Raw genomic sequence first — 19840 nt, forward strand, 5'->3', positions numbered from 1 at the left:
GAAGTTGCTTGCCGTACCGGCAACCCGGCGAAGAAAGAAGTGGTTATGAGCAAAAAGATTTTCATAAGCCTACCGGTCTCCGATGTGAATGCATCCGTGAAATTCTATGAAGCCCTCGGATTCAAGATGAATCCCAAGTTTAGCGGTGAGATGGCCACGGGAATGGTGTGGAGCGATGAGATCAACTTCATGCTGCTCAGTCGTGAAAGCTGGCAAATGATGACTACTCGTCCTATTCCTCCCTCAACGCATAGCGAGGTAATGTTGGCGCTTTCCCTCGATAGCCGTGAAGCTGTCGACGAGATGGCCGCTGCAGCCGCCGCGAATGGCGGCACTGCCGACATCAATCCAATTGAGGATCATGGGTTCATGTACACCCGCGACCTTGCTGACCCTGATGGTCACGCGGTGGGCGCGATGTGGATGGATATCTCTGCGATGTGAATAGCGCTGCATTTCAGCGCTATATAGCTCTTCGCTCCGGATCCTGCAGGCTGGCTTGACTGCCTTTGTCTTGCCAGCCGAGTTTGTGCTCGCGCTTGCGAGCCTTGTGTGTGCGCGCAGTTGGCCTAAGCTGAGCTCCTCCGAACAAGAATCTGTGGAGCTCGTTATCTTGAACCGCTATCTCGCGAATGTCCTATCCGATCTCACTATTGTTTTGGCGGCGGAGCCGCTCGCTGATGCGCCATCCTGCTTGCAACCAGCTTACCCAGAGAGCGTGTCGTGAGCGATCAAGATTTCAACAAGCGACTCGAATTTGCGGTTGATCTGGCGGAGCGGGCCGGTCAACTCGGTCTGAAATTTTTCCGCGAGATCGACAAGCTCACGATTGAGAGCAAGGGCCACCAGGATCTCGTCTCGAACGGCGACCGCGAGGTTGAGCTGTTCGTTCGCGCGGAGATTGCGAAAGCATATCCAGAGGATGGAATTGTCGGCGAAGAACATGCTCCGACCGTTGGCACTTCTGGACATGTCTGGATTATCGATCCGATTGACGGAACGGCAAACTTCGTGCGCGGCATTCCGCAATGGTGCGTGATTATCGCCTGCATGAAGGATGGCAAGACGCACACCGGCGTCGTGCACGAGCCGGTCAACAAGGAAACATTTTACGCCCATAAAGGGGGTGGCGCTTTCCTGAACGCACGACCGATCAGGGTGGCTTCAGTCCGTTCGATCGGTGAAGGGTCTATCGGCACGGGGTTCAACAACCGCACCGAAGCGGAGAATATCATTCCTGTGGTGGGCGCCATTGTTCGTGGCGGCGGAATGTTTTTCCGCAACGCATCGGGCGGGCTGATGCTGGCCTACGTCGCAGCGGGCCGCCTTATTGGCTATACCGAAGAGCACATGAACGCGTGGGATTGCGTGGCAGCCATGTTGATTGTCGAAGAGGCTGGCGGCAGATGCGAGCCATATAGCCGCGAGGATGTGCTAGCTGAGGGCACAGTGGTAATCGCAGGTGCGCCGGGCGTGTTCGACTGGATACGCAAAATTTCCTTCGAAGCGTTCGCGCTGAACTAGGCTCCGATCAGCACCGGACCGCTGCGGGCGAAGGCGACACCAACCGTCGCCTCGGGTGCGTGGATTTGGTCCACGTCTTGCGAGATGATGAAAATCTCGCCCTTGTCGGTCGAAACCACATATTCCGCATGACTGCCGACATAGGTGGATTTCGCGATTTTGCCGGGCAGCGTGTTTTGCGCGCCAGCCTTTGCCAATTCGATCCGCCGCGGCCGTGCTGCCAGCTTTGCCGGTCCGGGCGTCTGGCCGCGCGAGGGCAATTTGAGCGTCACGGGGCCGAGCTTGACCGTTGCAATTGCCTTCGAGACAGACTCAATCTCGCAATCGAATATATTTGCCTCGCCAATGAAGTCGGCCACGAAGGCGTTGGCTGGTGCTTCGTAAAGATCGCGAGGCGTCCCGTCCTGCGCGATGACCGCGTTGTTCATCACCACGATACGATCGGAAACGGCCAGCGCCTCTTCCTGGTCATGAGTGACGTACACGACAGTCAATCCGAGGTTTTGCTGTATCTCGCGGATTTCCTCGCGCACATGGCGTCGCAGCTTCGCATCAAGGTTTGACAGCGGTTCGTCAAACAAAAGCACCTGCGGCTCCAGCACAAGTGCGCGAGCGACCGCCACACGCTGCTGTTGGCCGCCTGAAAGTTCGGAAGGCAGGCGATGCCCGAACTTCGCAAGCCCCACAAGCTCTAAACCGGCTTGTGCTTTTTGCGTAATTTCCTTTTTCGGAACCCCGGAAAACTTCAGCCCATATTCGACGTTTTCCATCACCGTCATGTGGGGAAACAGTGCGTAGGACTGGAACACCATCGACACATCGCGGTCGGTCGCGGGCAGGCACGTAACGTCCTTGCCGCCGATCATAATGCGGCCCTCTGTGGCCATTTCCAGCCCGGCAATCATGCGCAATGTCGTGGTCTTGCCGCAGCCGGAAGGGCCAAGCAGCGTCACCAGCTTGCCCGCTTCAATGTCCAGCGACACATCATTGACTGCCGTGAATGAGCCGTATCGCTTCGTCACGTGATCGAACTTCACAGTGGCTGCATTGCTGCGGACTTCGCTCATGGTTCGGCTCCGCTTCTCATTTCATCCGGCCCCCGGCGTTTGCACAACAGGCGCAGCGACGTTGGTTCGCGATTGCGACATGTCTGATTCTACGCCGCGGCGACCGATCCGTCGCGACCCGACAACGAGTTGCATCAAGCCGATGACAATCAGCATCACGACGATCAGCACAGTCGAGTAGGCGATGGCGATGCCGTATTCATTGTTTTCAACTCGGCCAACAATATAGCTCGTCGACATGTCGTAGCGAGCGCTAACGAGAAAGATGATCGCGCTGATCGCTGTCATGGCACGCACGAAGGAATAGACCAGCGCCGCGAGAATTGCCGGGCGCAGCAGCGGCAAGATCACTTTGCGGAACGTCTGCCACGAGTTTGCGCCTAGCGTCAGCGAGGATTCATCCAGGCTCTTGTCGATCTGGGACATTGAGGCGATGCCCGCTCGCACCCCAACCGGCATATTGCGGAAGATGAACGACAGAACAAGGATGATGCCCGTTCCCGTCAGTTCGATGGGCGGGACGTTGAACGCAATCACATACGCCACGCCAATAACAGTGCCAGGAATGGCAAAGGATAGCATCGTGCCAAATTCGAACGCCTCCTTGCCCTTGAAGTGTTGGCGTACCAGCAGATACGCCGTGACGAGGCCAATCGCGGCTGTCAGAGGTGCGGAGATCAGCGCGATTTCTATCGTCGTCCAGAATGAACTCCACGCTGCGCCGGAGAAGTGGATACCATGCTCCGTGCGCCCTATGGAGAATGATTTCACGTAGTGTTGCAGCGTGAGCGAATAGTCGATGCCCCAGCGTGTGACAAAGCTGCCGTAGAAGATCGTTGCATAGACGAAGATCGTGAAAAACGCCCAAAGCCCCGCGACGGTAAATAGCCCCTTCTCAAGCAGGGATGGCAACCGTGGATGCACGCCCGCATCGCCCTTGCCTGACATCGTGGTGTATGATTTGCGGCCTAGCCAGAAGCGCTGCGCATAAAACGCGCCAAGTGTGAAAAACAGCAGCACGATTGCCAGAACGGCGGCCTGTGCGGGATCGTTTTGTGCCCCGACGATTGCGAAGAAAATCTCCGTCGATAACACGTCGAAATTGCCGCCGAGCACGAGCGGGTTGCCGAAGTCGGCCATCGACTCGATGAAGCCGAGCAGGAAGGCATTTGCGAGGCCGGGACGCATCAGGGGCAAAGAGACATTCCAGAACGTCTGCCAGCGATTTGCGCGCAACGTCTGTGAGGCCTCTTCCATTGAAGGTGATACGCCTTCGACCACTCCGATCAGCACCAGAAATGCAATCGGCGTGAACGCCAGCACTTGCGCCATCAGCAGCCCCGGCAGGCCGTAAACCCAGCGCGTTGGCTGGATGCCGAAAATGCCCGACACGAATTGCGTCACCGCGCCTGAAAGGCCGAACAGGAGTATGATTGCGAGGCCGATCACAAAGGGCGGCGTTATGATGGGCAGCACCGTCAGCGCGCGCAGAAGTCTGCGATAGCGAAAGCCGGTGCGTGTCGCGACCAGCGCAAACACCAACCCTAAAAGCGTCGTCAGTACACCGACGAGGATCGCCAGAAACAGCGAATTGAGTGCCACACCGCAGCGCGTTCCTGTAAAGCAGCCGAGGCTCCACAGCCGCTCACTGAAAATCTTCGATATGAAGCTTCCAAGCGAATAGCCGCCATCCGGCGTGACCAGCGCATTTGCCAGCATTTGAAGCACCGGCATGAAGATGAAAACGCCAACGGTCGCTACGACGAAACCGATGGCGGACACCACAAACACATCGCCGCCTACGGCGCCGCGCGCGGCAAGCCCAACGCAAAACAGGAACAGGAAGGCCGTGACCGTCAGCAATGCGCCGTAGCCCATTCCGAACTGTCGGTCGTCAAGCTCTCCGAACAGTTGGTTTAGCCACGCAAAGTTCCAGCCACGCAGGCCAATACCGAAGCCCTGCATGAAGAACCAGCCCATGCCGATTGCCCCGACTGCGATTAGCAGCTTGCCAAACAGCGGGTCATTCCTGTTGCGCCCATAGAGCGTCAGAGGCAGGGCGAGCAACAGCGCGAAGGGGGCGAGCCAGAGTTTTTGCCCCTGCAGATTTAAAAAGAGCGCAGGGGCAACATCATCATCGAGCGGATAGCCGTCGAGCAGCCAACCCAACAGGAAGAAATTGTCGTCCAACCCATACCAGGGCACGACAGCATAACCAATCCACCCGACCGCCAGCCAAAGCAAAACAGTCGGGTGAAAGCCGGCGGTTGAGGACTCCGCGCGCATCGCTCTCGCTTACTGCGGCAGCGAGGCTACGTCATTGTCCCACTTGGAAAGAAGCCGCTTGCGCTCTTCCGAGGAGCCATACTTTTTGAAGTCGTAATCAATCAATTTGATCTTGGAGATATCCGGCACCTTGTCGGAAATCTTGGCGTTCTTGTTCGACGGAATCTGGAAGGAATTCACTTCCGCCGCTTTTTCCTGAACCTTGGCTTGCAGCACCCAATTATAGAACTTCTTGGCCTCTTCAGGATTGCGCGCGCCCTTGATCAGCGACATGGACCCGATTTCATAACCAGTGCCTTCGCATGGCGCGACCGGCTCGATTGGGAAGCCAGCAACTGCCTGTGCTACCGCATCATGCAGGAAAACGATGCCGATGGTCGTTTCGCCGAGACCGGCCGCCTTGATCGGCGCAGAACCAGACTTGGTGTACTGATTGATGTTCTTATGAAGCGCCTTCAAATAGTCGAAAGCCTTCTCTTCGCCCATCAACTGCACGAGTGTCGCCAGCATGGTGTAAGCCGTGCCGGATGAGTTGGGGTTCGCAACCTGAATGTGGCCTTTATATTCGGGCTTGATGAGATCGGCCCAGCATTTCGGCTCCGGAAGATTGTTCTTGGCCAGCAGGTCCTTGTTATATCCAAAGCCCAGCGCTCCGGAATAAACGCCGATGGTGCGATTACCGGAAGCTTCCGCTTGCTTGATCGCCCAATCATAAAGCTCGGGGCGCAATGGAGAGTCCGCATAGACCTCAGTCAGGTCCTCGGCTGCTGCCTGCAAATGCGGGTCGCCAGTGCCACCCCACCAAACGTCTCCCTTGGGATTCGCGGATTCCGCTTTCACCTGTGCAAATGTTTCACCAGAACTTTTGCGTGTCATGTCGACGGTAATGCCTGTCTCTTCCTCAAAACCGCGCGCAAGCTGTTGGCACCAAGCTTCGTCTGCGCTGCAGTAGAGGGTAACGCTGTCGGCGCGTGCCGCTTGTGCTGCGGACAAAGCGCCGAACGCGACGCCAGCGGCAAAAAGCAAATTTCTCGAAATCATCTGCACTCCTCCCGAATCTTTGCCGTCTTATGAAACCGGACTGATTTCATTGCGGAATAGTGAGAAGATTGAGTGCTTTTGATTTGGATTGCAACCGACAATAGAAGCTTTTTGCAGCTTCTGTGAAAGTGGAACGCTGGCTAACGAGCCATGGGGAATATTAACGGTGCCTCAGCGCCCGCTGCGTGAAGCGCTGCTGATGCGTGTGCCTGGGACGCCTTCGACTTGATCAGAGCCTCGTTCAGACAGCTCGCTATCGTAGTTCAATGGACACAATATCGTGGATAGCTCGTGCGCCGCGCTTGTCTCCTGGAACGACAAATTGCCCACGGCCTTTGACTGGCTCACCATTGATTTCCGTAACGAGCATAACTGGCGAATTGCCGAAGTCGGGATGGATTTCTCCTATCGAGAAAACAATTTCGTAGCCGTCGCTCGCTTTGACCAGCAGCGTCTTTTTCAGTTCCGCGTTGTGCTGCAGACCATCGAAAGCCTTTTGCGCCTTCAGAACGTCCCAGACCAACACGCCCTTGTAATGGCCACTCGACATGCCTTTCGATGTCTGGAACGTGATATCGCGCTCTACCATTGGCAGACCGGTTAGCACCTCCGGCGTGATAGAAATTGCATTCGGCCCGATCCCTGAAAGGGATACGGCAGGCGGCATGGTGTTCGAATCCGAAAGCGCCGGGCTCTGCACCCAGAGCATAATCGCCATAACAACGAGAACTCTCGAAAACATGACAACCTCCATGACCAGCGACTGTTCGCTCAGCCGGTTTCGAAATCGCCCTTCTGGGGTGGCGCAATGGGGACAAACAAGGTCCTGTCCGGCTTCAGATCAAGCAAAGGAGTCCCATCGAGGCAATCCAAACCTTTGACGTCCAGACTGCCCGCGTTCACGGCAATAAGCTCGACCACCGAAGTGCCGATTGGATTTGGGCGCACTGGCGAGCGGAGCGCGAATGTTCCCCTTACCGCGCCGTCATTGGCGGGACTTTGCAAAACGAGATCCCTGCGCGACATGTGCAGCCAATACAGGACTTCAAGGCGGCCGTACCTTTTAATTCCTTCGAGCGCCGGTACCCACGGTTCGAAAACTTCGATACGGCATATGGGACCATCCGGGCGGCCTTGACGTGGTGCATCGAGCCTTGAAGTCCAAGGCGTGCGAATACGTCCGATGAATATGACTTCGGCATCGAATCGTTCCGGCAGCGCTACGGCGAGTTCATTCAGTCGAACTTCATTTTCCCTGACCATCAGCCGGCGGCGACTCCATTTAGCCCTTATTCAGGTCAATTGATGGGGCGAGAGTCAACCGCTATATTCGTTTGAATATCTCGAAATATGCCGACAGGACTGGACGACAACGGAGACTTTGATGGCGACGACTTCCCACAGAGTCTTCGCGTTGTGACGTCCTTTCGGTGGATATGGACGCGTCCGCTCGTGCGTAATATAGATTGAGCCAGGGCCCGCGGCGATGCTCTCATTTTACTGCGTCACTGAGGCGGGTGACGAAGACTTTCGATATCAGGAAGGATGACAATGAGCGACAACAAGCCGGAACGCGACGTCACCAAGGATTGGCAAGCATCGCAAGGGCAGAAATCCTCTGCGGCGACACTGCGCATCATGGCAGCTATATCCTGGCTCATCGCCATTGGCGGTGAGATATACGGCATTGTCATGCTCTATAAGGGCAAGTTCAATGAAGGTAATCTATCGCTTCTGATCGGCCTGCTGATCGGTATCGCGGTTTTCGCCATCATCGGAAACTTCCTTTGGAAGCGAGCCAACGAGCAAGATCCGGCCCGCGCATCGGATACGGCGCGTTTCTTCTTTCAGAATCAGCTCGGCGCCATCATCACGCTGATCGCTTTCGTCCCGCTGCTTCTTCTCATCCTCAACGATAAAAACCTCGATCCGCGAACCAAGAAGGTTGCCGGCGGTGTTGGCGCGGTGCTGGCTGTGATCGCAACGCTGATCGGTGTCAGCTATCAGCCTCCATCAGTCGAGCAATACACGCAGGACATGAACGAGTGCGCTACGCAGATCAGGTCGGGACAAGCAACGACGGCCTGCTCGCCTGAGGTCGCTGCTCAGGCGCAGGATATTGCCAGGGATACGGGCGCGATCACTGCGGCAACAAAGGACGCGAGCCATCCGGACGGTCAGGATATCGTCTATTGGATTGCACCAGAGAACGGCGCCAAGAAATCGGCCGATCCGCATGTTTTCCATCTCTGCGCCAATGTCAGCCCGCTAAAGGACAAAACCGTTAACAGCGGGTCGGTGACTGAGGCTTATGCGCAAAATGCCATCCGCATTACCAAGCAGATCGAGATGGAACAGAAGCAGTGCGGGTTCACTGGCGCCGCCAGCACGAATTAATTCCCCTTGCATACCGTCGTGTTCCCGAGGATGGAGCACGACGGCGTGAGGCCCGCGGGGCGCACCATTGAGAGTGGTGGCGAGTTGCCTCATCCAGCCTGCTTTATTGCACCTTAAATAACTGCGTTGAGATGTGGCGGTCTATGCCTCATATCTAGCGGGTCGCAAGGAAACAGGGGTAGCCCTAGCTATGAAGCCAACCGGCTCCAGGATTGTCATCTACGCTGCGCTCGCTGGAAATCTTGCTATAGCCGCGACGAAATTTGCGGCGTCCTGGTACACCGGCTCAAGTGCGATGCTGAGTGAGGCGATCCACTCGCTGGTGGATACGAGCAATCAGGTTTTGCTCTTGTTCGGGCTGAGGCGCGCGGCCAGACCCGCCACCCCGAACCACCCTTTTGGACACGGTATGGAGATCTACTTTTGGGCGTTCGTCGTGGCGCTGATGATCTTTGCGCTGGGTGGAGCGCTTTCGATCTACGAGGGCATTGCAAGGTTGCAAGAACCTACCCCGATGACAACGCCTTGGGTGAACTTTGCGGTGTTGGGCGCGAGCATCGTCATCGAATCATTGTCGCTTAGAGTGGCGTGGAAGGAACTCAGGGAGAACGACCCAAACGGTTCGGCGCTGAGTGCCGTTCGCGGCAGCAAAGACCCAAGCATCTTCGCAATATTTTGCGAGGATGCCGCTGCACTTGCAGGTCTTGCCGTGGCCCTTCTTGGCATTACACTCGCCGTGCTGCTCGACAAGCCTATTTTTGATGGTATCGCGTCAATCGCAATCGGGCTGATATTGATTGGCACATCCGGCTTTCTGGCGCGCGAAACACTCAGTCTCATGACCGGTGAGAGCGCCTCGAAGGAAGTGCTCAACGATGCGCGAGACGTTCTCGAATCTGACAAGCGAGTCGTGTCGGTTGAAGACATATTGAGCATGCATCTTGCGCCGGACGACGTCTTGCTCGCTGTATCCATCGACTTTCGGGACGACATGACGAGTGACGAAATAGAAGATGCCGTTTATCAACTCGGGGAGCGCCTTCGTGAGCGACAGCCCGTCATCAAGCGGATATTCCTGCGCCCTGTGGGTCGAAAAGATCATCCGCGCAGCATGAAGGCGCGCTCAACTGTTCAATCCAGCACGTGAATTGAGCGTCGTCGGAGCAATCAATGCGTAATTTCGATTTCAGTTCCTGGCAGGCGGTTCTCACCACACTTTTGGGTATTGCGCTGTTTGCGCTCATCAGCATGGGCATCCGCCTTCTTATGATGTTTACGGTGCAGCAGCGCCGCGAGCGCATGAACCGGCAGATCAACGAAAGGCTGCGTACGCTGATCGCGGCCTACAAGACGCTTGGCGGTTCCTTCACGGGCAATCTTGCGGTGAACCCCTCCCATCTTCGGGACCAGCGCGAGGTAAAGGAATCGCACGACGAGGGCGAGGGGATTGTAATTTCAGGTGGGTCAGAACGTTCTCGGCGGATACGTGATGCTGTCGAGGCTGCTCTTGCCGATATCATCCTTCTTGGCACGGAAGAGCAGGTTCGTCTTGCAGAGCGCGCCGCGCGAGACATGGTTGCGGGCAGGCCGGTGCATACCGCCGAATTGGTCGTATCGCTGCGAAGCTTTATCCGTATGGCGCTGGATCTCGCTCCGCTCCCGGCCGATTTGCAGGTCCCCGTTCAGGGTCCGGTGCGACCGTCAAGTTCGTCCGGTTCTGGAAAGGGCAGCAGGCAAGACGGCGAACGCAGCGGCCGGGGTGGAAGTGGCGGCATGGGAATGGGCGCTGGCATGGGTGCCGGTATGGGCGCTGGCATGGGGGCTGGCATGGGCCTCGGTTCTGCGTCAGCCTTACACTCCGACGAAACGACCGATCCCGATGAGACGGCAAAATAGCTTTGCCGCCACACTTCGTTATCGAATTTTTAAACGTCTGATGTCGCCGAATTTTGCAGCTTGGCGGATATGTCCGTCCAAAGGCGCTCGATGGTAGCTGCTGCGCGCAGCATCTCGTCTATCTCGTCGGAACTGTCGAGAATTCCCAATCGATCCATCAGCAGGCCAAGTTCAACCTGCTTGCTTTCGATTGCGGGCAGCATGCGCGCCTTGTGCTCCTCAGTGAGCGTCGATGTATCAACAAGTCTTGCAACGACCTGTGCCGTTTGGGAGGCCAATTGGCCGTTCTCGCGAAGCTGGTTCATCAATTCTTGTGACATGCAAAAGCCATTCGCAAAGGAATGTGGCGGTCTGTTGGTTCGATGTTCAGCGATCGAGATTGATCCCGAAGGAACACACAAGGCCCGTCTCCACGAAATCGAAGCGAACCTCGCCCGTTGGATCGGAATCCAATACTCTTTGTATCATCCGTGTGCCGAATCCCTTACGTGACGGCTGGCTTACAGTTGGCCCGCCCTTTTCCTGCCAAACGATCGAAAGCCGGTTATCTGTCGGCGCAAGGTTCCACGATACGGAAACAGTGCCTTTGTCATTCGAAAACGCACCGTATTTTATGGCATTGGTCGTAAGCTCGTGAATGCCGAGCGCTAGAGACAGTGCAAGGTTCGGCGCGATGCGCACAGGGCCGCCGCGGAGCGTAAAGCGATCGGGCTGAACCTGCGCGGTCATGGTGCGTTCAAGCAATTGGTGCAGGTCTGCGCCGCTCCAATTTTCGTGTGTCAGAATGTCGTGTGCCTTTGCCAGTGCAATCAGGCGCATCGACAACGCCTCCTGCGCCTCTTTCACACTTGGCGAGTTTCGCAATGTCTGGCTTGCCACCGCCTGCACCACCGCGAGGGTGTTTTTGACGCGGTGGTTCAGTTCATTCACAAGCAGCTGCCGCTGTTGTTCGCCGCGCTTACGCTCGGTGATGTCAAGGCTGATTTGAACGGCACCAACCAGCTTTCCGTCATTGTTGCGGATCGAGCGGGCGCTGCTCAGCAGTGTCCTTTGTGCGCCGTTCACGGTCACGTAGGTGTATTCTTCACTCTCCGTTTCATCGCCCCGCATTGCGCGGGTCAACGGGCGGTCCTGACGTCCTACGACCTCACCGTCGCGTGTGGCAAATGTTTCCGCGACATGCGCAGGAGCGCCGTAGGTCGTGCCTTCTTGCAATGGCAGGCCCATTAGCTGTGCGGCGTGTCGGTTTCGGATGACCTGTAGCGCGTCGGGATCATAGGTAAACCACACTCCGACAGGCACTGTGTTCATGACCGCCGCGAGTTCCTGTTCTCGCTCATGCAGTGCTTCGTCCGCATCCTTGAGCGCGTCGGCAATCGTTGCGAATTCAACCACGGACGTGGTCATTGGCTGCACCGATTCTCGCCTGCCCAACGCCGTCGCGCGGCCCGCGAGGTCACGCGCTGCTTTGGTAATGCGACGACCGACCAAATAGGTCAGGGCGGTCGATACCAGCGTTGAAATAAGCCCGATCAGCGCAAATTCGAGAATGGATCGGCGCAACGGTGCTTGTGCTACAGCAAGGGGAATGTTTGCCGAATAGAACCAGCCTGAATAATCGGAGCGGACATAACCTGCCAGAAGGGTGGTGCCCTGAAAATTTGTCGAGGTGAATGTGCCCGCGCTTCCCGTGATGTTTTCCAGATATTCCGGGAGGCCCGGCTTGCCTGTGGTTTCCTCATGCATTTTCGAGCGGGCAACATATTTCCCATTTCGGTCGCCAACACCTATTGTCCATTCTGCGGGGACGGCAGGCTTCATTGTATCCCGTATTTCAGTCGTCGGAATTGTGACCGCAAGAATCCATGGATCGAGATTTGGACGCAGTATCGCAATCGCGACAGCGATGCGCTGTTCGTTGGTGAGGTCGTCGAGATATACGCCGGTGACAATTGGCGCCCCTTTGAGAATTTTCTCGCGTTCTTCCGGTGAAAGAGCAAGCTGCGAAGCAGCATCCGTTCCCAGAGGGCGCCGGGTGTCGAAAACCTCTTGCCCGTCCAGCGGGAACATTATCAACACGCGGTCTGTCCCCGCCGCGAGCCGCTGCGCTTCCGCATAAACATTGGGCATATCGCCATCAAGAAGAGCGGACGACTTGGAAAGGCCGCCGGCAATCGCCTCGAGCTGGTGCAACTCCGCTTCGACAACAAGCTCGACCTGACGCGCTATCTGCTGGGCTTCCGCTTCAAATCGGTTTCGCGAATTCATCGCGTATACGAAGAGAAGATAGCCGACGAAAAGCCAGACCGGAACGAGAGCGACGGTTATCAAGCCAAACAAATGCGTTCGCGCTGAAAATCGCGACACCATCTCGCTCACTCGTCGCTTTGAAACGGGTAGGTCATAAGTCGCCGCTCAGCTTTTTTGCTTAAGATGGAACTTGCTCGCCACTTCTGCGTCTATCATTCCAGAAGGGGAAGCGCAGCTAACATTTGTCATATTCGGGGATGAGGGTCGTGACGAGCAAAGTGTTGGTGGTGGAGGATGAGCCGCTCTTGCTCATGAACATTGCCGATGAACTGGTGGAAGAGGGATTCGACGTGATCGAATCTCCGAACGCCGACCACGCCATGGTTCAACTCGCATCCAACCCCGAAATCGGCGTCCTGTTTACGGATGTTGATATGCCGGGTTCACTCGACGGTCTCGCGCTGAGTTCCATTGTTCATAAGCGCTGGCCACATGTGATCATCATCGTCACTTCTGGCAAGTTGTCTGCGGAGAAGGCCCAACTGCCGCCGGACGCGATCTTCATCGCAAAGCCTTATGCGGTGACGGAGCTCATATGCGCAATCAACGCGCAATTGGGAGAATAATGTCAGCAGGCGTTGCTCCATTCCGAGGCCGGTGTTAGCTATCGATCATGGTTTCTCGCGCCGATCCTCATGCTATTGCGCGCCTTGCTGCAATCGTCGAATGGTCGTTCGACGCTATCGTGAGCAAGGATCTGAACAGCATCATCACGAGCTGGAATCCTGCAGCCGCCAGATTGTTTGGGTACACGGAGGAAGAGGCTGTCGGCCAATCCGTTCGTATGCTCATACCGGAGCATTTGCAGGCGGAAGAGGAGACCATCATTGAGCGCATCAAACATGGGGAGGCAGTCGAAAGCTTCGAGACGACCCGTGTGCGCAAGGATGGAACACTTATTGCCGTATCGATCACGATCTCGCCCATCAAAAATGCGCGTGGGCGCATTATCGGCGCATCGAAAATCGCGCGCGATATAACCGTTGCAAAAGAGCATGAGCGCCGCATTCGGCTCCTGATGCGTGAAGTGAACCATCGCGTCAAAAACCAGTTTGCGGTCATTCTGTCGATGGTGCGTGAAACGACAAAGCGGTCCACCGACCCCGCGGAGTTGGAAAGCCAGATTCGCGAGCGTATCATGGCGCTTTCGCGCTCTCATGATTTGCTCGTAACGTCTGATTGGACGGGTGCAAGCCTGCGCGATCTTGTGCTGGAACATCTTCGACCCTTCGGCCATGAAGACCGCATATCCGTGTCCGGTCCCGACATTACCTTGCAGTCAAACGCGGTGCAGGCATTGGGCATGGCGTTTCATGAACTTGGAACCAATTCAGCCAAATATGGCGCTCTCGCGCACGACATGGGCAAGTTGACGGTCGGCTGGATGTTCAAAATCGGCTCGTCCGGCAAGAGGGAAATGGCGCTTTCGTGGGAAGAAGTGAGCCCCGGCATTTCTGCTGCCGAGGCTGAGGATGCGCGCAAAGGCTTTGGCACCGTCGTTCTGAAGCGTGTTGCGCCACAAGCGCTTAGCGGCGCATCCGTTTTGGAGCATGAAGCCGGTCGCTACGCATGGCGATTGGAAGCACCGCTTGAATCGGTTGCGGTGCAATCGCCTCTCCACGGCACGGGCTGATTTCTGCAGGCTGCGTGCTTCGCACAGTCATCTCCAGCTAGTGCTGCCGAACTGTCTCAATACTGTCATGTAGCTGTAACATTGGCTCGCTATTGGCTCCGTTAACGCCACCAAAGCGGCGTTAGAGGCCGGCCGTGACGGATTGTTCCCTGGCCTCGCACGAATTTTGCAAAACCAAAACTGTCCCAACAGGAGCAGGTCAAATGAACAAGCTATTCCTAACCGCTTCGGCTGCGGCGCTCACGCTGGCGCTGTCCGCTGGCGTTGCCGCCGCGCGCGATCAAATTCAGGTTGCCGGATCGTCCACCGTGTTGCCTTACGCCAAGATTGTTGCCGAGCGCTTCGGCGAGACTTTCACCAACTTCAAGACCCCGGTTGTCGAGTCCGGCGGTTCGGGCGCCGGCATCAAGGAATTCTGCAAGGGTGCAGGCGAAGACACCATCGACATCGCTAACGCTTCGCGCGCTATGAAGGACAGCGAAGTCGAGTCCTGCAAGAAGGCAGGCGTTACCGATATTCAGGAAGTGCGTTTCGGCTATGACGGCATCGTATTTGCGACCGACGCTGCTGGTCCGGATTGGCAGTTGACGCCAGTCGACGTTTACAAGGCGCTGGCCGCGAAGATCGCAGTTGACGGCAAGCTTGTCGATAATCCGAACACCAAGTGGAGCCAGGTCAACTCGGCGCTGCCGGATTGGGACATCGCAGCTTACATTCCGGGTGAAAAGCATGGTACCCGCGAAGTCTTCGAAGAGAAGATGCTGATCGCTGGCTGCAAGGAAGCTGGTGGCATTGAAGCCGCGACCGCTTCTGGTCTCGACGAAAAGGGCGCAGAAGCCGCCTGCAAGGCCGTGCGTAAGGATGGCAAGGCTGTCGATATCGACGGCGACTACACCGAGACGCTGGCTCGCATCGACTCCAACAAGCAGGGCGTCGGCGTATTCGGCCTTTCCTTCTACGAAAACAACGCTGACAAGCTGAAGGTTGCGACCGTTTCGGGCGTTACACCGTCTGTCGAGACTGTTGCTTCAGGCGAATATCCGGTTTCGCGTCCGCTGTTCTTCTACGTGAAGAAGGCGCATCTCGGCATCGTTCCGGGTCTTAAGGAATATGTTGAGTTCTTCCTTGACGACCAGATGGTTGGCCCAGAAGGCCCGCTCGCTGAGTACGGCCTCGTTCCGGCCCCGGACGCAGAACGTCAGGAACAGCGTGATGCCTTCACCGGTGGCAAAACAATGTAGTCAAATGGCAGGGCAGTGGGGAAAACCTCTTCACTGCCCTACCTTTTTAGCATCCGTGGGGGCATATGCGCTCTCGTTGAGATGAGTAGTCGGGGACACGATGTCCGGTTTAACAGCATTCCTGTTCGTTCTCGTTGTTGGTCTGATCGCCTTTTTCGCCGGTGCCGCTCGCGCCCGCGCATTGGATGACGGTAAGATCAAGGCGCATTCCCGTCCTCAATATCATGGTGCATGGGCCATGCTCCTGGCTGTTTTGCCGGCGCTTGGCTTTCTCATCGTCTGGTCCTTCGGTTCCGGTGCTTACCTGAACAAGCAGATCGATGAACGCGTTATTGCGCAGACCAGCGAAAAGTCTGCAGTTTCAGATACTTTGGTGAGAAGCCTGGCAGATGGAATCAAGCGTCTCGACGCGCCGGCCAACACCAATCCTCCGGCAACAATGTCGGAGTTGATGCCATTGCTGGCAGGAAAGGGCGTAACCCTTGCGCCTGATACGCAAGATTACATGATCCCTATCGCGCTCGATGCCAATTCAATGGCATCGCGATTCGGCTGGTTGGGCGGGCTCGGCGCGCTGGCGCTCGCGGTGCTTGGTGCGCTCTATGGCATCCGTCAGGTGGCCGTTCGCGAGCGCGCACGCCATAAGGTCGAGCGGGTAATGCTGGGCACCCTTTTTTCCGCTTCGACAATCGCGATCCTGACCACCGTCGGCATCGTTTTGTCGATGCTGTTCCAGACCATCGCCTTCTTCAGCGAAGTCTCGCCGTGGAGCTTCTTCTTTGGAACCGTGTGGGATCCGCGCTTTGCAGCCGCCGGGTCCGGCGGCTCACAGGGGCAGTTCGGTCTTATCCCATTGCTCGCCGGCACGCTCTACATCGCACTGGTTGCGCTACTCGTCGCGGTTCCTGTGGGCCTTATGTCGGCAGTCTACATGGCGGAATATGCCAGCCGGAACGTGCGCTCCATCGTCAAGCCGGCGCTTGAATTGCTGGCCGGCATCCCGACCATCGTCTACGGTATTTTCGCTCTGGTGACTCTTGGCCCTTGGCTGCGCGACATCAGCGCGGTTCTGGCGGGCGGCTCGCCGTTCATTCAGGCGCAGTCCATTCTGACAGCGGGTCTTGTCATGGGCGTCATGCTCATCCCGGTCGTTTCTTCGCTTTCCGATGACATCATCACCGCCGTACCGCAGGCGATGCGCGATGGCTCCCTGGGTCTGGGTGCAACACGATCCGAAACCATCCGCCGCGTCATTCTACCCGCAGCTCTGCCGGGCATTGTCGGCGCGATACTGCTGACTGCTTCTCGCGCTATCGGCGAAACAATGATTGTGGTGCTGGCAGCAGGTGTTGCGGCCAATCTTACCGCTAACCCGTTCGAAGCGATGACCACAATTACGGTCAAGATCGTCAACCAGTTGACGGGCGACCTCGAGTTCAATTCGCCCCAGACGCTCGTGGCGTTTGCGCTCGGCATCACCCTCTTCTTCGTTACGCTGGTTATGAACATCGCTGCGTTGGCAATTGTTCGCAAATACCGGGAGCAATACGAATGACCGACATCACGGCATCTTCTCTGCCGGTAGCTGCGCCCCCCGCGCGCCGCGACATTGGCCTCAAGAAGCGTTATGCTGCCGAAGCTCGCTTCAGGATGTATGGCATCGCGGCCATTACGTTCGGGCTCGTGTTTCTGGCGATCATGCTCGGCACAATCATCAGCAAGGGTCACACTGCCTTCTGGCAGACGACAGTTACTCTGCCGGTGACGTTCGATCCGACTTTGATTGATCCGCAGAACAAGCGCGAAAGCGATCCGTCGGTTCTGATCAAGGCCAACTATGACAAACTCGCGCAGCAGGCTTTGATTTCGAAGCTTGGCATCGATGCGAAAAGCAAGCCGGAGGTCGCGAAGCTAAAGGGCTTTTTGTCTGACAGTGCGCGTATCCAATTGCGCGATATGCTTGTCGCCAACCCTGCTTTGATGGGACAGACGGTCACTGTGCCGATCCTGGCCTCTGCAAACATTGACTCCGCCTTCAAGGGGCAGGTCGATCTGACGGTGCCGGAGGCTCGTCGCAAGGTTAAGGATCAGCAGATTACGTGGATGAATCAGCTCGCCGCAGAAGGCACATTGGCTGAAAAGTTCAACACAGGTCTGTTCACCTATGGCGCGTCCAGCCGACCGGAAACCTCGGGCGTCGGCGTGGCGATAGTCGGCTCGCTCTACATGATGGCGATCGTGCTCGTACTTGCGTTGTTGGTTGGCGTTGCTGCCTCGATCTATCTTGAAGAATTCGCAGCCAAGAACCGGCTGACTGATCTCATCGAGGTCAACATCAACAATCTGGCAGCTGTGCCGTCCATCGTGTTCGGTCTGCTTGGTCTGGCTGTGTTCATCAACTTCCTGGGCATGCCGCGCTCGGCGGCAATTGTCGGCGGCATCACGCTTTCACTGATGACGCTGCCAACGATCATCATTGCAACGCGTGCGGCGCTTGCCGCGGTGCCGCCGTCGATCCGGCAGGCTGCGCTTGGGCTTGGTGCATCGAAAATGCAGATGGTGTTCCACCATGTTCTGCCGCTCGCCATGCCCGGTATTCTGACTGGAACGATCATTGGCCTTGCGCGTGCGCTCGGCGAAACGGCGCCGTTGCTGCTCATCGGTATGGTGGCATTCGTGGCCAATTATCCGGCAACACCGTTCGATCCAGCCACAGCCCTGCCGGTGCAGATCTACATGTGGGCAAACGAAGCAGAGCGCGCCTTTGTTGAGCGTATGTCGGGCGCAATCATCATCCTTCTCGTATTCCTGATGGCGATGAACCTGACCGCCATCGTTTTGCGGCGCAAATTTGAGCGACGCTGGTAGAGGTATTGTTCCATGAACGTTATGAATGAGCAGAAGATCGAAGAAGCGGTGAAGGCCAGAATGACCGCCGGAACAAATGAAGTAATCAAAATGCGCGGTGACAAGGTCACCGTCCACTATGGCGAGAAACAGGCGCTTTTCGACGTGGATATCCTTATCCGCGAAAACCAGGTGACTGCGTTGATCGGGCCATCCGGGTGCGGCAAGTCAACCTTCCTGCGCAGCCTCAACCGCATGAACGACACCATCGCGGGCTGCCGCGTCGGCGGTAAAATCACTCTCGATAACGAGGATATTTATGACCGCGCGATTGACGTGGTGGAACTGCGCGCTCGCGTCGGCATGGTGTTCCAGAAGCCGAACCCGTTCCCCAAGTCGATCTATGAAAACGTTGCCTACGGGCCGCGCATTCATGGTCTGACCCGCAGCAAGGCAGATCTCGACGAAGTCGTTGAAAAAAGCCTCCAGAAGGCGGCGCTCTGGAACGAGGTGAAGGACCGTCTGCACGATGCAGGTACGGGTCTGTCGGGCGGTCAGCAGCAGCGCCTTTGCATCGCGCGCGCCATTGCTGTTTCGCCGGAAGTAATTCTCATGGATGAGCCATGCTCGGCGCTTGATCCCATCGCGACCGCACGTGTGGAAGAACTGATCGACGAGTTGAAGCAGAACTACACCATCGTCATCGTCACCCATTCCATGCAGCAGGCAGCGCGCGTATCTCAGCGCACCGCCATGTTCCATCTCGGCTATCTGGTTGAAGAGGGGCCGACGGAAAAGATGTTCACCAATCCTGACGAGAAACGCACGCAGGATTACATCACCGGCCGTTTCGGCTGAGGCGGATCACCGGCGAGGACAGATAAATGGGTGAACATACGGTTTCCGCATTCGATCAGGAACTGAACGAGATCGACCGTCTGATCCGCGAAATGGCGGATACTGCGGCGCGCATGGTCAGCGCCTCAATCAAGGCTTTGCTTGCGGGTGATGCCGCTGCCGCGCAGCGCGTGATTTCCGAAGACGCGGTCATGGACACGTATCAACGAGAGCTTGATGATCGGGCGATCACGCTCATCGGCAAGCGCCAGCCAATGGCGCAGGATTTGCGCACAGTGCTTGGCGCGATCCGCATGGCGGGCGACCTCGAGCGCATTGGCGATCTGGCGAAGAACATCGCCAAGCGCGTGAGCGCGGTTGGATCCATCGGTACGCCGAAGTCGCTTTCGCATGGCATCGACAGCATGGCTACGCTGGTGCTGGCGCAGGTCGGTTCGGTTGTGGACCGCTATGTGGCGCGTGACGGCGACGGTTTGCGCGTCATACGTGACGAAGATCAAAAGATCGACGTGAGCTATACAGCGGTATTTCGCGAGCTTCTGACCTACATGATGGAAGACCCGCGCAACATCACGGCCTGCACGCATTTGCTGTTCTGTGCAAAGAATCTGGAGCGTATTGGCGATCACGTGACCAACATCGCGGAAATCGGCTATTTTATCGTGACCGGAGCGCAGTTGCCGACGCAGCGCCCCAAGTTTGACGAGACGACTGCCGCGATTGTCGGCTCATGAGGAGTG

General features: G+C 56.8%; 19 protein-coding genes. 12 read left to right on the top strand and 7 right to left on the bottom strand.

Translation table 11 applies throughout. The features are described 5' to 3' along the window. The first annotated feature begins 45 nt into the window (after positions 1 to 45). Both DY251_RS09745 and DY251_RS09755 read left to right on the top strand, forming a co-directional pair. Positions 46 to 444 (top strand): VOC family protein, encoded by a 399-nt coding sequence (locus DY251_RS09745; RefSeq protein ID WP_116623690.1) that lies wholly within the window; start codon positions 46 to 48, stop codon positions 442 to 444. Between the two features lie 279 nt (positions 445 to 723). Then, positions 724 to 1524 (top strand): inositol monophosphatase family protein, encoded by an 801-nt coding sequence (locus tag DY251_RS09755; protein WP_116623692.1) that lies wholly within the window; start codon positions 724 to 726, stop codon positions 1522 to 1524. On the opposite strand, the gene DY251_RS09760 is transcribed toward DY251_RS09755, so the two are convergent. The 5 genes from DY251_RS09760 to tsaA all read right to left on the bottom strand — a co-directional run bounded on the left by DY251_RS09760 (position 1521) and on the right by tsaA (position 7181). After that, positions 1521 to 2591, bottom strand: a complete 1071-nt coding sequence (locus DY251_RS09760; RefSeq protein WP_116623693.1) for an ABC transporter ATP-binding protein — start codon at positions 2589 to 2591, stop codon at positions 1521 to 1523. The two genes, DY251_RS09755 and DY251_RS09760, sit on opposite strands and share 4 nt — an antisense overlap. A gap of 21 nt (positions 2592 to 2612) precedes the next feature. Next, positions 2613 to 4877, bottom strand: a complete 2265-nt coding sequence (locus tag DY251_RS09765) for an ABC transporter permease (protein WP_116623694.1) — start codon at positions 4875 to 4877, stop codon at positions 2613 to 2615. A 9-nt stretch (positions 4878 to 4886) separates the two neighbouring features. Then, on the bottom strand, positions 4887 to 5918 hold the full coding sequence (locus DY251_RS09770; RefSeq protein ID WP_116623695.1) for an ABC transporter substrate-binding protein: 1032 nt from the start codon (positions 5916 to 5918) through the stop codon (positions 4887 to 4889). A gap of 253 nt (positions 5919 to 6171) precedes the next feature. Then, positions 6172 to 6660, bottom strand: coding sequence for a hypothetical protein (locus tag DY251_RS09775; RefSeq protein WP_137113619.1), 489 nt, complete (start codon positions 6658 to 6660; stop codon positions 6172 to 6174). Between the two features lie 29 nt (positions 6661 to 6689). Next, a complete protein-coding gene (tsaA, locus tag DY251_RS09780; protein WP_116623697.1) occupies positions 6690 to 7181 on the bottom strand; it encodes a tRNA (N6-threonylcarbamoyladenosine(37)-N6)-methyltransferase TrmO in 492 nt (163 codons plus the stop codon). Between the two features lie 288 nt (positions 7182 to 7469). Between tsaA and DY251_RS09785 the strand changes: the two genes are divergently transcribed. From DY251_RS09785 to DY251_RS09795, 3 genes are all read left to right on the top strand, one after another. Then, positions 7470 to 8315, top strand: a complete 846-nt coding sequence (locus DY251_RS09785; protein WP_116623698.1) for a hypothetical protein — start codon at positions 7470 to 7472, stop codon at positions 8313 to 8315. Between the two features lie 190 nt (positions 8316 to 8505). After that, positions 8506 to 9462 carry a cation diffusion facilitator family transporter gene (locus DY251_RS09790; RefSeq protein ID WP_116623699.1) on the top strand — a complete coding sequence of 319 codons (957 nt, stop codon included), beginning with the start codon at positions 8506 to 8508 and terminating at the stop codon, positions 9460 to 9462. 23 nt (positions 9463 to 9485) lie between these two features. Next, positions 9486 to 10211, top strand: coding sequence for a hypothetical protein (locus tag DY251_RS09795; RefSeq protein ID WP_116623700.1), 726 nt, complete (start codon positions 9486 to 9488; stop codon positions 10209 to 10211). Positions 10212 to 10240: 29 nt separating this feature from the next. Here the strand turns inward: DY251_RS09795 and DY251_RS09800 are convergent, their stop codons facing one another. After that, positions 10241 to 10531, bottom strand: coding sequence for a hypothetical protein (locus tag DY251_RS09800; protein WP_116623701.1), 291 nt, complete (start codon positions 10529 to 10531; stop codon positions 10241 to 10243). Between the two features lie 46 nt (positions 10532 to 10577). Then, positions 10578 to 12581 (bottom strand): sensor histidine kinase, encoded by a 2004-nt coding sequence (locus DY251_RS09805; protein ID WP_116623702.1) that lies wholly within the window; start codon positions 12579 to 12581, stop codon positions 10578 to 10580. 146 nt (positions 12582 to 12727) lie between these two features. Here DY251_RS09805 and DY251_RS09810 point away from each other — a divergent pair, with 146 nt between their 5' ends. From DY251_RS09810 to phoU, 7 genes are all read left to right on the top strand, one after another. After that, positions 12728 to 13087, top strand: a complete 360-nt coding sequence (locus DY251_RS09810) for a response regulator (protein ID WP_425373288.1) — start codon at positions 12728 to 12730, stop codon at positions 13085 to 13087. Between the two features lie 47 nt (positions 13088 to 13134). Continuing rightward, positions 13135 to 14154, top strand: a complete 1020-nt coding sequence (locus DY251_RS09815; RefSeq protein WP_116623704.1) for a PAS domain S-box protein — start codon at positions 13135 to 13137, stop codon at positions 14152 to 14154. Between the two features lie 203 nt (positions 14155 to 14357). Continuing rightward, the gene (locus tag DY251_RS09820; RefSeq protein ID WP_116623705.1) at positions 14358 to 15395 is read left to right on the top strand and encodes a PstS family phosphate ABC transporter substrate-binding protein; all 1038 of its coding nucleotides are present in this window, start codon (positions 14358 to 14360) and stop codon (positions 15393 to 15395) included. 100 nt (positions 15396 to 15495) lie between these two features. Beyond that, the gene (gene pstC / locus DY251_RS09825) at positions 15496 to 16950 is read left to right on the top strand and encodes a phosphate ABC transporter permease subunit PstC (RefSeq protein ID WP_116623706.1); all 1455 of its coding nucleotides are present in this window, start codon (positions 15496 to 15498) and stop codon (positions 16948 to 16950) included. After that, positions 16947 to 18263 (top strand): phosphate ABC transporter permease PstA, encoded by a 1317-nt coding sequence (pstA, locus tag DY251_RS09830; RefSeq protein WP_116623707.1) that lies wholly within the window; start codon positions 16947 to 16949, stop codon positions 18261 to 18263. The genes pstC and pstA overlap by 4 nt, the downstream gene beginning before the upstream one ends. Positions 18264 to 18275: 12 nt before the next feature. Beyond that, positions 18276 to 19100: a phosphate ABC transporter ATP-binding protein PstB gene (pstB, locus tag DY251_RS09835; RefSeq protein ID WP_116623708.1), complete on the top strand. Its 825-nt coding sequence runs from the start codon at positions 18276 to 18278 to the stop codon at positions 19098 to 19100. 26 nt (positions 19101 to 19126) lie between these two features. Then, positions 19127 to 19834 carry a phosphate signaling complex protein PhoU gene (gene phoU / locus DY251_RS09840; RefSeq protein WP_116623709.1) on the top strand — a complete coding sequence of 236 codons (708 nt, stop codon included), beginning with the start codon at positions 19127 to 19129 and terminating at the stop codon, positions 19832 to 19834. The last annotated feature ends 6 nt before the right edge of the window (positions 19835 to 19840 follow it).

This window comes from Mesorhizobium denitrificans (genome assembly GCF_003403035.1).
In the GTDB taxonomy this organism is placed as follows: domain Bacteria; phylum Pseudomonadota; class Alphaproteobacteria; order Rhizobiales; family Rhizobiaceae; genus Mesorhizobium_G; species Mesorhizobium_G denitrificans.